At 59.3% G+C, this 14,076-nt stretch carries 11 protein-coding genes; 8 read left to right on the top strand and 3 right to left on the bottom strand.

Annotated features, from left to right (window positions below):
- Nucleotides 1-904, bottom strand: a 904-nt coding sequence (locus AB7F49_RS09315; RefSeq protein ID WP_428521567.1) for a ParB N-terminal domain-containing protein, incomplete at its 3' end; no start/stop codon positions are given.
- Nucleotides 905-1,134: 230 nt separating this feature from the next.
- Nucleotides 1,135-1,539 (bottom strand): hypothetical protein, encoded by a 405-nt coding sequence (locus tag AB7F49_RS09310; RefSeq protein ID WP_428521565.1) that lies wholly within the window; start codon nucleotides 1,537-1,539, stop codon nucleotides 1,135-1,137.
- A 475-nt stretch (nucleotides 1,540-2,014) separates the two neighbouring features.
- Here AB7F49_RS09310 and AB7F49_RS09305 point away from each other — a divergent pair, with 475 nt between their 5' ends.
- The 8 genes from AB7F49_RS09305 to AB7F49_RS09270 all read left to right on the top strand — a co-directional run bounded on the left by AB7F49_RS09305 (nucleotide 2,015) and on the right by AB7F49_RS09270 (nucleotide 12,659).
- Nucleotides 2,015-2,818, top strand: a complete 804-nt coding sequence (locus AB7F49_RS09305; RefSeq protein WP_428521564.1) for an IclR family transcriptional regulator — start codon at nucleotides 2,015-2,017, stop codon at nucleotides 2,816-2,818.
- 12 nt (nucleotides 2,819-2,830) lie between these two features.
- Complete coding sequence (locus tag AB7F49_RS09300; RefSeq protein ID WP_428521562.1) at nucleotides 2,831-4,894, top strand: hydantoinase/oxoprolinase family protein; 2,064 nt, start codon at nucleotides 2,831-2,833, stop codon at nucleotides 4,892-4,894.
- Nucleotides 4,895-4,899: 5 nt separating this feature from the next.
- On the top strand, nucleotides 4,900-6,900 hold the full coding sequence (locus tag AB7F49_RS09295) for a hydantoinase B/oxoprolinase family protein (RefSeq protein WP_428521560.1): 2,001 nt from the start codon (nucleotides 4,900-4,902) through the stop codon (nucleotides 6,898-6,900).
- Nucleotides 6,901-7,061: 161 nt separating this feature from the next.
- The gene (locus tag AB7F49_RS09290; RefSeq protein WP_428521558.1) at nucleotides 7,062-8,129 is read left to right on the top strand and encodes an ABC transporter substrate-binding protein; all 1,068 of its coding nucleotides are present in this window, start codon (nucleotides 7,062-7,064) and stop codon (nucleotides 8,127-8,129) included.
- The gene (locus AB7F49_RS09285) at nucleotides 8,126-9,229 is read left to right on the top strand and encodes an ABC transporter ATP-binding protein (protein WP_428521556.1); all 1,104 of its coding nucleotides are present in this window, start codon (nucleotides 8,126-8,128) and stop codon (nucleotides 9,227-9,229) included. Before AB7F49_RS09290 ends, AB7F49_RS09285 begins: the two co-directional genes overlap by 4 nt.
- A gap of 73 nt (nucleotides 9,230-9,302) precedes the next feature.
- Nucleotides 9,303-10,118 (top strand): ABC transporter permease, encoded by an 816-nt coding sequence (locus tag AB7F49_RS09280; RefSeq protein WP_428521554.1) that lies wholly within the window; start codon nucleotides 9,303-9,305, stop codon nucleotides 10,116-10,118.
- Nucleotides 10,115-10,891 (top strand): ABC transporter permease, encoded by a 777-nt coding sequence (locus AB7F49_RS09275; RefSeq protein WP_428521552.1) that lies wholly within the window; start codon nucleotides 10,115-10,117, stop codon nucleotides 10,889-10,891. Before AB7F49_RS09280 ends, AB7F49_RS09275 begins: the two co-directional genes overlap by 4 nt.
- 67 nt (nucleotides 10,892-10,958) lie before the next feature.
- Nucleotides 10,959-12,659, top strand: coding sequence for a gamma-glutamyltransferase family protein (locus AB7F49_RS09270; protein WP_428521550.1), 1,701 nt, complete (start codon nucleotides 10,959-10,961; stop codon nucleotides 12,657-12,659).
- Between the two features lie 44 nt (nucleotides 12,660-12,703).
- Here AB7F49_RS09270 and AB7F49_RS09265 read toward each other — a convergent pair whose 3' ends face one another.
- Nucleotides 12,704-14,074 (bottom strand): TRAP transporter large permease, encoded by a 1,371-nt coding sequence (locus AB7F49_RS09265; protein ID WP_428521548.1) that lies wholly within the window; start codon nucleotides 14,072-14,074, stop codon nucleotides 12,704-12,706.
- Nucleotides 14,075-14,076: the final 2 nt, after the last annotated feature.

Here is a 14,076-nt window from a genome sequence, read left to right as displayed (position 1 = left end):
TTGTCTTGACCCAGACGCAAACGTTCTTGAGCTCTGTGAAGACTCGGGTGCCGGCAACATGCAGCTCATGGCAGTGTCGCCAATCCATGCAAACGTAGTGGATCGCTCCATCAGCCGAATGTTTCGCACATAGGGCCAGCGATTCCTCAAGGAATGCGATGAATTGCCTTTCGGTCAGTTCGCCGGCGGCACAAGTGAATTCCCGATGTTTGGTGCGTCCACGCCCGCCCACGTGACCGGCGATCGGGACATTGTATGGCGGATCGAGAAATGCCATCGCGGCCAATTTGCCGCGCAGCAATCTTGAATAAGCCTCGGGATCTTTAGCGTCTCCCACCTTGAGACGATGCTTCTCAAGCACGAACAAATCGCCCAACCGCGAAACAGCAGGCCCGTCGTCGCGATCAGGAATCTCATCGGCCGGGTTGGGACGCTCGTCTCCGAAATCGAACATCAGCGCATCGATCTCGGCAGGGTCGAAGCCCGTTATGCTGAGATCGAGATTGATTTGAGGTAAGAGGCTCTCAAGCTCCTTGAGTTCGATCGCAAGCAGCTCTCGATCCCAGCCCGCCTTCTCGGCGAGCTTATTATCCGCCAGCCTGTAGGCGCGGATCTCCATATCAGAGAGATAGGAGATTCGGATGACGGGAACGTCGGCCAGCCCGAGTTGCTTCGCGGCTTCCCAGATGCCGCACCCGGCGACAATCTGACCGCGCGCATCGGCAATGATCGGGCGAACAAATCCAAATTGCTTGAGGGAGTCGGCAAGCTGGCTAACTTGCTTTCTCGTATGGTTTCGCACCGCCCGCGGCGCCGGCCATAGGGCAGCGATGGGCAACCGTTCGATCTTCAGCGAACGAAGCGCGTTCCGCGCTTTGATCGAGGCGTCGAATTCGGCGTCCAAAACGCCGCGCTTGCACCGGCACCGCAACTTGGTGAGGATCGAGGGTGGGTCTTGACGCTGACCAACGTCGCTTTGTGGGAACGGCGCTGTTGATTGAACGAGCCGGACGCGCGGTGTGGGCGTACGCGCTCGATGCTTGGTCTGGTTCCGCATCGTTCGCTCCATTTATGGAGCGCCGATATAGAACCGGCATGCTGTGGATTCAGCAAGAAAAAGACAAGATAGAAGAATCAGTGGGTTGAGCGGCGAATTCGTTTCAGCGTGCTCATGCCCGATACAACGAGCGCAGTGCGGACGGTCTCCCTCGACATCGATTCTGGAAATTCTTCGAACCGAACAATCTTGTCGCCTGCCTTGAATCTGCAAATGCCGTCGAACGGCCGGGTTCCATTCAGCTTGAATTCTTGAAGGCGTTGATTCACGTAGGCGTGACACGCATCAAGTGACGGGATGCGCGCGGCTATCGTGCCATATTCTTCCGACGAGCGATTATAGCGGCTCTCGCCGAGCCATTCGAAGATAAGATTTAAGGCAATATTTTCATAGGATGTCGGGAATTGATGCATGACGATCCGATCCGCCCAGACTTCGATATGGAGCTCGCATTCCGTAGCATGAGGTTCATTCTTGATCATTGCAAGCCCCATTCAGGACAGCGTCTCACGCTGTAGTTTGCGAATGCGCCGGCGTGCCACGTGACACCGGTTGCGGTGATGGCGATTAGAATCAAAAGTAGCCGAAGCCTCGCCTTTGGCGCAGTCATAGGGAGCCATGATCATCGCGATCGGGCACATAATGTGCCTTTAAAATGCCGACAGTAATATGCGCCGCGTTTCACGCGGTGTATCTCGGAAGCGATGCTGACGGGCCCGGCGAAATGGTCGGCATTACGTAGTTCGACGCGAGCGCTTTTCGGTGGTCGTCATTGTCGTCTGCTGAGTTTGATCCGGGTGCATTCTCGCCACCCAATTTCGTAGCTGCCGCCGATCACTTTGGGTAATCGTTCAACATGTCTCCGCTTGGCCGGCATGCCGGGATCCGCGTGGCAGAGATTGACACGTAGCGGAGATTCATCCAACATATGGTCCATATGATCCACATAGTGGACCGATGATGATGGCAGCCAAAAAAGACGTATCGCTTCAGAAGACGACAAAAAGCCTGCAGCGTGCGATTTCGCTCCTGCATGTGCTGGCGGAGCGAAGTGAGATAGGCCTGAGCGACCTTGCCCGCGCGACGCATCTTCCGAAGCCGACGGTGCACCGGCTGCTGCTCACCCTTTCGCGCGCGCAGCTCGCCTCATTCGAGCCGAGCTCGGAACGATACCGGCTCGGCCCCTGCATCCTGGCGTGGGCGGACAAGATGGTGAGCGCCGATGACCTGCGCGTGAGAAGCCGGCCGATACTCGATCGCCTCAGACGGGAGACGGACGAGTCCGTCGGTTTGGTGGAGCGCCACCAGAACGACAGCGTGTGCCTGATGGCGGTGCATAGCGTGCACGAGCTGCGGGTTGTTGTCCGGGTCGGCGCGCCGCGCCCACTTTTCATCGGCGCGCCCGGCAAGGCGTTGATGGCGTATCTGCCGGAAGACGAAATCCGTCGTGTGCTTCAGGCCGCGCCGCAGGCAGGGCCGCACCTGCCGACGCTTCTGAAGCAGTTGCGAACGATCCGGGCGCAGGGTTTTGCGCGCAGCACCGGCGAATCCGTTCCGGGCATCTACTCGCTCGCCGTTCCCATCCTTGATGCCGCGGGCAGGCCCCACGCCAGCATCGCTCTCTACGTGCCCGAATCGCGCGTGACTGCGACGCGCGAGCGGCACTGGGCGACATTGTTCAAAAAGGCCGCGACCGAACTGCAATCTGCCATCATTCGCTCTGGCCGGTCCGTGCCTTCTGACACTTCGGTTGCCGCTTAAGGGAGATCATCCGTGCCAACTCAAGCGCCGACAACTCCGCACTATCGTCTCGGCGTCGACATCGGGGGGACCTTCGCGGACTTCGCGCTGATGAACGATGCGACCGGCGAAATCTCGGTCTACAAGGCGCCATCGCGCCACGAAAATATCTCGGCCGGCGTCCTGGAAGGGCTGGCCGCCGTTGCCGAGAGGCAGAAGATATCGCCGAGCGACATACGATACTTTGTCAACGGCACCACGATCGCCGTGAACACGGTGATCCAGCGCAATGGTGCCAAGACGGCCCTTTTGGTGACCGAAGGGTTTCGTGACCTTCTCATCATAGGCCGCCTGCGGCTCACCGATGTGTTGAACCTGCACACCGAACGGACCGCCCCACTGGTTCCGCGACGGTTCGTGTTGGAGATTCCCGAGCGCGTACTGCCCTCGGGACAGGTGCACAAGGCGCTCGATCGAAATTCCCTGGTGGCGGCAGCGAAGCACCTTCGCGCTGCGGGCATCGAGTCAATTGCCGTTTGCTTCATGCACGCTTACGTCAACAATCAGCATGAGCTCGAGGCGCGTGAGATTCTCCAGGAGCACTGCCCCGACGCCTATATCTGCATCTCGTCCGAAATCTGGCCGCAACTGCGCGAATATGAGCGCGGGCTGATCACGACGATGAACGCTTATGTCGGCCCACGCATGAACGCGTATTTCAGCGCGCTCGACGGCGGTGCCAGCACGATCAAGCTTGGCGCCAACCCGCATGTCACGCGCTCGAACGGCGGGATCATGGCGCTCCCGAGCGCCCGCAGGCTTCCGGTGGGAACCCTGATGTCCGGCCCGGCCGCCGGAGTCGTCGGTGCGCTGCATCTGGCAAAACAATGCGGCATCGAGTCGATCCTGACATTCGACATGGGCGGCACCAGTGTCGATGTCGCGATCGTGCCCGGCGAGGTGCAGTATTCGTCGGAAAGCGTGGTGGGCGACTTCCCCGTCATCATGCCCGCCGTGAGCGTGTCGTCGATCGGGGCGGGCGGCGGCTCGATCGCCTATCTCGATTCCGCTGGCGTATTGAAGGTCGGCCCGGAAAGCGCGGGCGCGACACCAGGGCCGGCTGCTTATGGCCGCGGCGGCATGCGGCCAACCATCACCGACGCCTATCTCACCATGGGCATTCTCGCGCCCGATCGCTTTCTCGGCGGCGAAATCAAGCTTGATCCCGAACTTGCCCAGACCGCGCTGCTGACTGTCGGCAAGCCTCTTGGGCTTGACGAACGGGAAACCGCGGAAGGCATCGTGCGCGTCGCGACGTCCGTGATGTATGCCAAGCTTCTGGCGCTGATGGCGCAGGAAGGGGTGGACCCGAACGATTTTGCGTTGTTCGCCTATGGCGGCGCCGGTCCAAGCCACGCATTCATTCTTGCCGCCGAACTTGGGTTCCGGCAGGTCATCGTGCCGCGCTTCCCGGGCGTTACCTGCGCGCTCGGTGCACTTGTTGCAGACGTCAAGAATGATTTCGTACGGACCGTGTACCAGGAGGTCGGCAAGGATGTAGATTCCGCGCTCTTCGAGGCATGGAGCGAACTCGATCGCCAGGGGCGTGAATGGCTCGACCAGGAGGACATTCCGGTGGGGCACACGGCGGTCCTGCGCTCCGCCGACATGCGCTACAAAGGTCAGTCTTTTGAGATTCACGTGCAGGCAGAGGGCGCAGCGCAGAACGACTTGGCCGCGCTCATGGCGCTGTTTCACGACCGGCACCAGCAGATCTATGGCCATTCGGAGCCCGGCGCGCCGGTCGAGATCGTGAATATCCGCTCGACGATCGTGGGTTTTAATCCGAAATCCAGTTCCACGATCTCCGCCTCTCCTGCCGGATCAGGCATGACGCCGAAAGCGCCCGAGCGCCGGCGCGTATTCTTCAACGGGCAGACGTTGAACGCAGCAATTTATCCGCGCGCGATGCTGGCGCCCGGGGATGTGCTGACTGAGCCATCCATCATCGAGCAGTACGACACCACCACATTCGTTCCCCCCGGTTTTCGCGTCATGGTCGACGCTTCCGGGATGCTTATCGGCGAGAGGCTGTGACTACCATGAAGACCGACCCTATCGCACTCGAGATTTTCAACAATCGTTTCAACGCTATCGTCGGCGAAATGGGACGGACGGTTTACCGCGCCGGCTTCACCATTTTCATCAAGGAGACAATGGATTTCGGAGTCGGGCTCGTCACCCGCGGCGGGGAAATATTCTCCTACTCGCGGGACATCGGCGTCACCTCGCTCGTCGGCATGTCGATGAAAGCTTCCATCGACTATGTCGGCACATTCGACCCCGGTGACATCGTCATCACCAATGACCCGTATTCCGGGAAGGGCATGTGCACCCATCTCCCGGATTTCCACACGTTCAAGCCGTATTTTCACAACGGCGAGCTGATCTGTTTCAGTTGGGCGTTCGTGCACTCTTCGGATGTGGGCGGCCTGGTACCCGGCAGCATCACGCCGGCAGCGACCGACATTTATCAGGAAGGGCTGCGGATCCCGCCGACCAAGCTGTTCAAGAAGGGCGTGGTCAACGAGGAGGTTCGTGCCCTCATCCTCAACAATTGCCGCATTCCCGAACAGAACTGGGGGGACCTGAAGGCCCTCGTGGCGGCACACAATACGGCCCACAAGCGTCTCGATGAAGTTGTCGCACGCTATGGCATCGATGCCGTCCGCAACGGGATCGACGATCTTATCGAGTATGGCGAGCGCCGCTACGCTCAGGTCATCGCGAGTATCAAGGACGGCGATTACGTTTTCAGCGACTATCTCGAGATGCCGAGCCGTCCCGAGCAGCCCGCGCGCATCCAGGTGACGGTACGAATCCGAGGCTCGGAGATGGAGCTCGACTTCACCGGCACCGATCTTCAGGTCGCCGCCTCCTACAACCTCGTGACGCACGGCGAGCTTCACCAGTTCCTGGTGAAGGGCCTGCTCAACCTGTTCACGACCATCGACAAGAACATTCCGCTCAATCGCGGCATCGTGCGCCGGATCGCGGTCCGCATCCCCAAAGGCACCATCCTCAATCCGGAGGACGGTGCGTCGTGCGGCGTCCGCCATGCGACCGCGACGCGCGTCATCGACACGATCTACGGAGCGCTCGCGCGCGTGCTCGACGACGTGATCCCGGCGGCCGGCTCCGGCGTATGCGCGATCCTTCTCCTGTCGGTCTTCGATCCGCAACGCGGCCATTACAGGGTCAGTGCATTGCAGCCGCTGCAAGGCGGGACCGGCGGGCGTCCGATGAAGGACGGGATCGACGGGACCGATTTCAGCCAGGCCTTCCTCCGCAACATTCCCACGGAAAGCCTGGAGCACGAGATGCCCGTGCTGGTGCAGAAATATGGCCTTTCGAGCGACAATCCGCCTCCCGGGAAGTATCGGGGAGGATTGGGGGTCGAGTTCCAGTTCCAAAGCTTGAGCCCGACGGCATCGCTCACGGCGCGCGGCATGAACCGGGCGCGGTTTGCGCCCTGGGGTCTCAAGGGCGGCCACGCGGGCGATGTGATGCGCGTCACCGTCAATCCGGGAATGCCATCCGAGCGGCAGATCGGCATTATCGAAGTGCTCAAGTTCACGATGCGCGACGTGGTGAGATTCATCACTCCGACCGGCGGCGGCTATGGCGATCCGCTCGAACGCCTGCCCGACTCCGTGCTCGAAGACGTGCTGGAAGGCTACATAACCGCATCGCAGGCGAAGCGCGACTATGCCGTTGTCGTCGCGGACGACAAAGTTGATGTGGAGCAAACGGCACTGGAAAGAAGCACGCGGCGCCGCGCCCGCAACATCGACGACGATCTCGTGACGTTCGATGCCGCGCGCCTCAACTATGAAGCGAAGCTGCCGCCCCCTCTGCAGGAGGCCATGACCAGCGTCATTCTCGCGCTTCCGGTTTCCTACCGCGAGTTTTTACGTGGAGAACTGTGGTCGAAAATTCGCGATGAGGGCGATCAGAACGGAGTGAGCCCTTTGCCTACGCGCGTTCCCATTGCGCTCAACGAGATTGCCGAGCGTTACGGCATGAGCTTGGCTGAACGTTAGCGCATAGCGGTCGTGGCGTTGGGACCGTCGGAGCGAGAAAGCTCCCAATTTGACAAAGCCTCGACGGGGCAAGGTCGTCTGTAGCTGCGAGAGAGCAACATAGGTCAGAATAGCAGAAAATATATTTGTAACCATCCCCTTGTGCAGCATGGGAGGGACGCATGGAATGGCAGCAAGGATTTCTCTCGCGATGCGGGAAGGCGCTTCGCGCCAAGAAGTTGGCGCTGGTTGTCGCCGCGGTACCAGTCATCGTCCCGCTGCTGGCGCCGCTTGCGGGTGCCGAGACTATGTTCACCTTTGCTGCCGCAGGCGGTTCCTGGGGAAAGGTGATGGACACAGGCCTCAAGCAGACGTTCGAAAAAGAATACGGCGTCTCGGTGCGACATGACGTCAAGGGTAACGTGCAGCGCCTGCTGGCAATGATCGCGAATCCCGGAAAATCCGGAATTGATGCAGTCGAGGTCAGCGGGTCGCGCATCGGTCTGGCGATCGGGAACAACGTTCTCGAAAAGCTGGATGCGTCCAAGATGCCGAACTATCAATTCATTCCCGCCGCCTTCAAAAACGAATATTGGGCCGGCGGATTGGTTTGCCCGCTGTCGGTCGTTTATAATCCGGCGCATGTGACGGCAGAAGAGGCCGCTTCCTGGGACGTGCTCGCGAATCCGAAGTTCAAGGGCCACGTCGGCATCCCCGAGTATACCTGGCAGGGCGAAAACTGGCTGCACGCCGTCAATCGCCACTATGGCGGCACGTATGACAACCTGACGCCGGGTATCGAGTTCGCCGCCAAGGTGATGCGGAACGGCGGCACCGTCATTCAGTCGCCGGATCATGGACTCAAATTGTTTGCGGCCGGCGATCTTTGGGTCGCGGCGTTCCTGACCGGTCGCGCCATGTCTCCCGCCGGTCAGGCCATCCCGCTGCGGTTCACGCTGGTCAAGGATTGGTGGCCCCTGTCGGTCGGGTTTGCGGTGGTGAAGGGCACGCCGAATCTCGATCTCGCCTACAAGTTCGTGAACGCATCGCTCACGCCTTCGCACGAAATTGCGATCAGTCGTGTTGCTGGTTGTGCGCCGACGAACGTCGAGGCGGCGCTTCCCGATGACCTCAAGGGCGCGGCGCTCTCCGACGCCGACCTCGCCAATGCGGCAATCCTGGACTACGCGCGGACATTCAAGGTCGGTCCCAAAGCCCTCGAGCGCTGGAAGCGTGAAGTCTTACCATGAAGAGCGATGTCCCGGCGGTCGAACTGCGTGGACTGAAGAAGGAATTTGGCAAGGTCCGAGCCGTAGGGCCAATCGATATCGTGATTTACAAAGGGGAATTTTTTTCCCTGTTGGGTCCCAGCGGTTGTGGCAAAACCACGACACTGAGGCTGATTGCCGGCCTTGAGGCTCCTTCCGAGGGCGACTTGGTGCTCGGAGGTCAGTTGATGACGAACGTGCCGACGCACTGCCGCGGCATCGGAATGGTATTTCAGAACTACGCCTTGTTCCCGCATCGAACTGTCAGAGAGAACGTGGCGTTTGGATTACGCATGCGCAAGGTTGCACGTGGCGAAATCGCAGAACGGGTCGAGCGGACTCTGAAGCGGGTCGATCTTTCTGGCCTTGGCGAGCGATATCCGGCGCAGCTTTCGGGCGGGCAACAGCAGCGCGTCGCGCTCGCGCGCGCGATCGTCTATGAGCCGGAAGTCATCCTATTCGACGAGCCGCTGTCCAATCTCGATGCAAAGCTCCGCGAGCAGATGCGGAGCGAGATCCGACGTCTTACCAGCGCCCTCAACCTGACGGCGGTGTACGTGACGCACGACCAGGCAGAGGCGCTCGCACTTTCGGATCGGATTGCCGTTCTCAATAAAGGCCACGTCGTCCAAGTCGGACATCCGAGCGAGATCTATGAGAGTCCGAAATCTCGTTTCGTTGCCGACTTTATCGGCGCTGCGAACCTCATCCGCGCAGTCGTGCAGCGCCGTGCGGGCGGCTGGGTCGCCGTGATGCCGGCAAACATTGAACTTGAGCTTTCTTCCGGCAGAACGAACGCGATCACGAATGGCACAGAACAAACGCTGTTGATCCGGCCGGAACGCATTCAGGTGCACGAGAACGAGCCGCGCGCGGCAAACGCATTCGTCGGTGTCGTCACGGAGATCGCCTATTTAGGCAGCTACGCCCGCTACGTAGTGAAGGTCAACAATCAGCTGCCGCTGACGATCGTCAGTGACCGCATCATTCGCAACTGCGCCGCCGGCCATGAACTCTGGGTCAGCATTGCCGGCGAAGTAATTACCGTCATCGATGAGCCTGCGGCCGATGTCTTACGCTGAGGGGATGCATCTTTCTCGCTCCGTGCCTCATCCCATGGGCTCGCGTATTCCGCTGCAATGGTGCCTTGCGCCGATGGGACTGCTGGTGCTGGTTCTGCTCGTCTTTCCGATGATCTACATGGCACGGCTGAGCGCTTCGGAGTTTGTCCAGGGGCGCGTCGGCGCCCACGGATTCACCCTGGAGCAGTACGGTAAGGTCCTCATTGACCTTTACTACTACCGGATCGTTCTAAGAACTGCGGGGATGAGCCTGCTTGTGAGCGTGCTCTCGCTGATCCTGGCATTTCCTATCTCGTTTCATCTCGCCCGCCGGGCCTCGAGAATGCGTGGAATGCTGATCTTCCTCATCATCCTGCCAATCATGGTCGGCGTTGTCGTCCGTTCCTACGGCTGGATTGTGCTACTGGCCAGCGAGGGGCCGATAAACCAGGCCTTGATCGCATTGCGCGTGATCGAAGCGCCGATCGAGCTGATGAACACGTGGACCGCGGTCATCATTGCGCTCACGGAAATCATGCTCCCGTTCATGATCCTGCCGCTCACTTCGGCTATCGAGCGCATCAATCCGGCCGTCGAGGAGGCGGCACGGACATTGGGGGCGAGCCCCTTCCGGGTCTTCAAGGAAGTGACGATGCCGCTCGCCATGCCTGGCGTCGTCTCAGGCCTTATTCTGGTTTTCTCCCTCACGATCACCTCATATGCCACGCCGGCACTGCTGGGTGGGCCTTCTGCGACCGTGATCGCCTCCCTTATCGTGGAGCAGATGCTGACAGCCTTCAATTGGCCGCTCGGGTCTGCCCTCGCGCTGCTTCTGGTAGCGATCACTGCGGTGGCAACTGGTGGAGGATTGCTGCTTTCACGCACGCGACGGGCGGAGCGACATTCATGATTTTCCGTGGAGTCCTTATTGCTATCTATAGCTTTCTGCTGGCGCCGGTCGTCATCGTCTGCATTGTGGCGTTCAGTTCTGACAGTTCCTTTGTCTTCCCGCCGCCCGGCTGGTCGCTTCGCTGGTTCCGTGCATTCTTCGACAACCGAGAATTCCTGTCATCTCTCGTCGTCAGCCTGGAGCTGGCGGTGGTTGCAAGCGCCGTCTCGCTGGTGATCGGCCTTGCAGCCGCGATGGGGCTCAAGGAATCACAGCTTAGAGGTGTCCGGGCCATTGAACTGCTGTTCATGTCACCCTTGTTTATCCCGCGGCTGCTCGTCGGCGTCCTCCTGTTTCTACTGTTCCTGCAGACGGCTATTCAAGGCTCGTTCCTCGCACTTTTTCTAGCTCATCTCCTCATCGTGCTGCCCTATGTCGTTCGGACGATTGCGGCTAGCTTGCAGGACCTCGACCCTGCGTTTGCCGAAGCGGCGCGTACCATGGGGGCGAGCAGGGCCCGCTGCTTCTTCGAGGTGACCATTCCGCTGATCAAGACTGGACTCATCGGGGCCCTGCTGTTTGCCTTCTCGGTGTCATTCACCGATTTCTATTTGGCGTTGTTTCTTACTGGCCACGACACGATGACGCTTCCGATGCAGATGTTCTATTATCTCGAATGGCAGCAGGATCCCGTGGTCGCGGCGGCTTCCACGATTCAGATCGCTCTCATTCTAGTGATTGCGGTCGTCATGGACCGCATAACCGGCATCAGTCGCATATTCGGCCGCAAGTGAGCCGCAGGCCACGAGAACCGGCCGGACTAAATGGATGCTAGGCATGAAGGCGCACCGACCGACCATCATGGGTACCCGTCACATGGCGGCTGCCTGTCATTATCTCGCAGCCGAGGCAGGTTTTAAGATCTTGGAGGCTGGTGGCAATGCAATTGACGCTGGTGTGGCGGCCGGCATCACGCTCAGCGTTGTTCAGCCGGAATACGTGAACTTCGCAGGCGTCGCGCCTATCATTCTTTATATTGCTAGCGAGAACCGCGTCGTAACCGTATCGGGGCTTGGCGCTTGGCCAATGGCCATGCAGCCGGATTTTTTTCAGAAGCATCACGGTGGCAAGATACCCAAAGGCATCCTGCGGACGGTCGTTCCCGCCGCGCCGGACGCCTGGATTTCGGTTCTTGCGCGTTGGGGCACGATGAGTTTCAGTGATGTCACGAATTCCGCGATTGGTTTTGCCCGGGATGGCTTTCCAGTCTATCCGCTGATGTCAGAAGTCATCAGCGCGCACCAGGACGATTATTGTTTGTTTCCATCCAACGCGGCGCTATATCTTCCCAATGGACGACCACCACTGCCCGGCGAGATTTTCGTGCAGACAGATTTGGCTGCGACGATACAATTCATGGTCGACGAAGAAGCCGCTGCGGGAAAGCGTTCGGGACGCGAGGCGGGGTTGCAAGCTGCGCGCGATGCGTTTTATCGCGGCGATATCGCAGACAAGATCATTGCTTTTCAGAAGGAGCATGGTGGCCTCCTGACGGCCGAGGATCTTGCAGGCTATCGCTCCGGGAACGAGCCGCCGGTCAAAACTTCGTTTGATGGCATCGTACTTTACAGTTGCGGCCCATGGTGCCAAGGGCCGTCACTATTGCAGACTCTCAATCTACTCGATCCCGTCGAGTTGCGTGCAGCGGGGCACAACACCCCCGGATATTTGCACCTCATCACCGAGGCCGTAAAACTCGCATTTGCGGACCGCGAGGCATATTTCGGTGATCCACGAGTGACGGACGTACCCATCGACGTGTTGCTGTCTCAGGACTATGCATCTCAGCGCCGCTCCATGATTGATCGTAGCCGTGCTTGGCCGGAGATGCCGCCGCCCGGCAATGCACGCCCAGATACAAAGCGTGTGCAACCTAACTCGGCGTTTGTGCCGGAGAGTGCGTGGCGCGCGCCGGAACTCGATACGTCTTATGTGTGCGTCGTAGATCGTCAGGGCAATGTGTTTTCGGCTACGCCGAGCGACAATTCGTATACCGCGCCTGTCGTGCCTGGTCTCGGCATTATTCCCTCATGCCGAGGTAGCCAGAGTTGGGCTGATCCAAATCACGTATCGGGTGTCGCTCCAGGCAAGCGTCCCCGACTAACTCCTAGTCCCGCCATAGCTGTTAAGCCCGGCAAGATGGTCATGCCGTTCGGGACGCCAGGGGGCGATGTACAGACCCAGGCGATGTTGCAGGTCTTTCTCAACATCCATTTGTTTGAAATGGATGTGCAGGAAGCAGTCGAGGCGCCGCGTATCGCATCCTACGGCTTTCCTTCGTCCTTCGAACCGCATGCCTATCATCCGGGTCGTCTGAATGTCGAAAGTCGTATTGAGAGGCCTACTGGGGACGCACTTTCCCGGCTCGGGCACGAGGTGGAATGGTGGCCGGAGTGGACTTGGTTGGCGGGGGCGGTTTGCGCGATTTTGGCTAACAAAGACGACGGTGTGCTCAAGGGCGGTGCCGATCCACGCCGGCCTTCATATGTTCTTGGCTTATGACCGCAGCGATCGCTGCGATCGGGCCAAGGTTTGATATGGCGTCATCATTTTTGCAGTATCGACACTGGATAAAGCGCGATCTCCGGCCACACCATTAGGAGGAGCACGCCGAAGATATAAACGAAAAGAAATGGCATTACGCCGGCGAAGACGTCGACAATGCTGCCGCCATCCCGCCGCATTCCGTGGAGGACATATAGAACAGTACCGTCTGGCGGACTGATGAGAGCAATCTCGACCAGCATCGTGACGACCACGCCGAACCAGATCGGGTCGTATCCGAGTCCTTTCACGATCGGGAAGATGATGGGGATGGTCGTGATAACCATCGACATCCCTTCCATGAACGTGCCGAGTGCGATGTAGAAACCAATAATCAAGAGCATCAACAGCCAAGGGGGCAGTTGGATCGCCTTAAATAACGCGGCAGCCGCCTGCGGCACGCCCATCCCAGTGAGGATGAAGTTAAGAATGTAAGCGCCGAAGATGATGAGCCCCACCATCGCCGTCGTGTAGGCAGTTGCCAACGCCGACTCATGAAGCATTTGAAATGAGAATTGCCGGGAGACGATTGCGATTCCAATGGCTCCCACCACGCCGAGCGCCGCAGATTCTGTCGGGGTGGCCCAGCCGACATAGATCGTGCCTAGCACGAGTGCGATGAGGATGATCGTCGGCACTAGGTCTAAGAGCGACCAGAATTTTTCGCTCCATGAAACGGACGGGATCGACTCGGGCGCGTTGCCCAAGCCGTGAATGAAAATAACAAGCATGAACAGAACGAGCATTAAAATGCTTGGACCTATCGCGGCGATATAAAGCGCACCGATCGAGGTCTCCGTCATCAACCCATAGATCACGAAGGTGATCCCCGGAGGAATGAGGTTGCCAAGTGCCCCGCCTGCTGCGAGCGAGCCAAGAACCATTTTGGGCGCATAGTGTGTGCGCCGGAAATAAGGAAGAGCGACCGATCCCATGGTTGCCGCGGTCGCGACGCTTGATCCGGCGATCGCGGAGAAGACGCCGGACGCGACAATGTTGGTGTGCAGGAGGCCGCCCGGGAGGCGGCCGGTCCACAGGCTTATGCATCGATAAAGCTTCGCCGACAGTCCGGCGCGAAGCATGATCTCTCCCATCAGGAGAAATAGCGGGACGGCGACAAGGATGAAGTTGGTGCTGGGAGCCCAGGCGATTTCCCCAACATAGTTCCAGAATGGGCGCGGCAGATAAATGAGCCCGAAAACAAATCCAAGAATTCCGAGAGCGGCCGCGATGTAGATACCGACCGCAAAGAATAGCGCGAATAAACCGATGAACGCGCCGATCGCGGCGATGGGAACATCAGCGTGACCGCCGGAGGCGCCAGCCAATGTGAAAACCAGAACTAGAGCAACGAGAAAGATGACGGCCAGCATGG

The organism is Pseudorhodoplanes sp. (genome assembly GCF_050250235.1).
Classification (GTDB): domain Bacteria; phylum Pseudomonadota; class Alphaproteobacteria; order Rhizobiales; family Xanthobacteraceae; genus Pseudorhodoplanes.
The sequence above is the reverse complement of the archived record's forward strand: the minus strand, read 5'-3'. Positions and strand labels throughout refer to the sequence as shown.

What these genes read in the sequence shown, in the direction of transcription:
- AB7F49_RS09280 (WP_428521554.1), top strand. Translation starts at nt 9,303, where the DNA reads ATGGGACTGCTGGTGCTGGTTCTGCTCGTCTTTCCGATGATCTACATG.
- AB7F49_RS09290 (WP_428521558.1), top strand. Translation starts at nt 7,062, where the DNA reads ATGGAATGGCAGCAAGGATTTCTCTCGCGATGCGGGAAGGCGCTTCGC.
- AB7F49_RS09275 (WP_428521552.1), top strand. Translation starts at nt 10,115, where the DNA reads ATGATTTTCCGTGGAGTCCTTATTGCTATCTATAGCTTTCTGCTGGCG.
- AB7F49_RS09310 (WP_428521565.1), bottom strand. Translation starts at nt 1,539, where the DNA reads ATGATCAAGAATGAACCTCATGCTACGGAATGCGAGCTCCATATCGAA.
- AB7F49_RS09270 (WP_428521550.1), top strand. Translation starts at nt 10,959, where the DNA reads ATGGGTACCCGTCACATGGCGGCTGCCTGTCATTATCTCGCAGCCGAG.
- AB7F49_RS09295 (WP_428521560.1), top strand. Translation starts at nt 4,900, where the DNA reads ATGAAGACCGACCCTATCGCACTCGAGATTTTCAACAATCGTTTCAAC.
- AB7F49_RS09265 (WP_428521548.1), bottom strand. Translation starts at nt 14,074, where the DNA reads ATGCTGGCCGTCATCTTTCTCGTTGCTCTAGTTCTGGTTTTCACATTG.
- AB7F49_RS09285 (WP_428521556.1), top strand. Translation starts at nt 8,126, where the DNA reads ATGAAGAGCGATGTCCCGGCGGTCGAACTGCGTGGACTGAAGAAGGAA.
- AB7F49_RS09305 (WP_428521564.1), top strand. Translation starts at nt 2,015, where the DNA reads ATGATGATGGCAGCCAAAAAAGACGTATCGCTTCAGAAGACGACAAAA.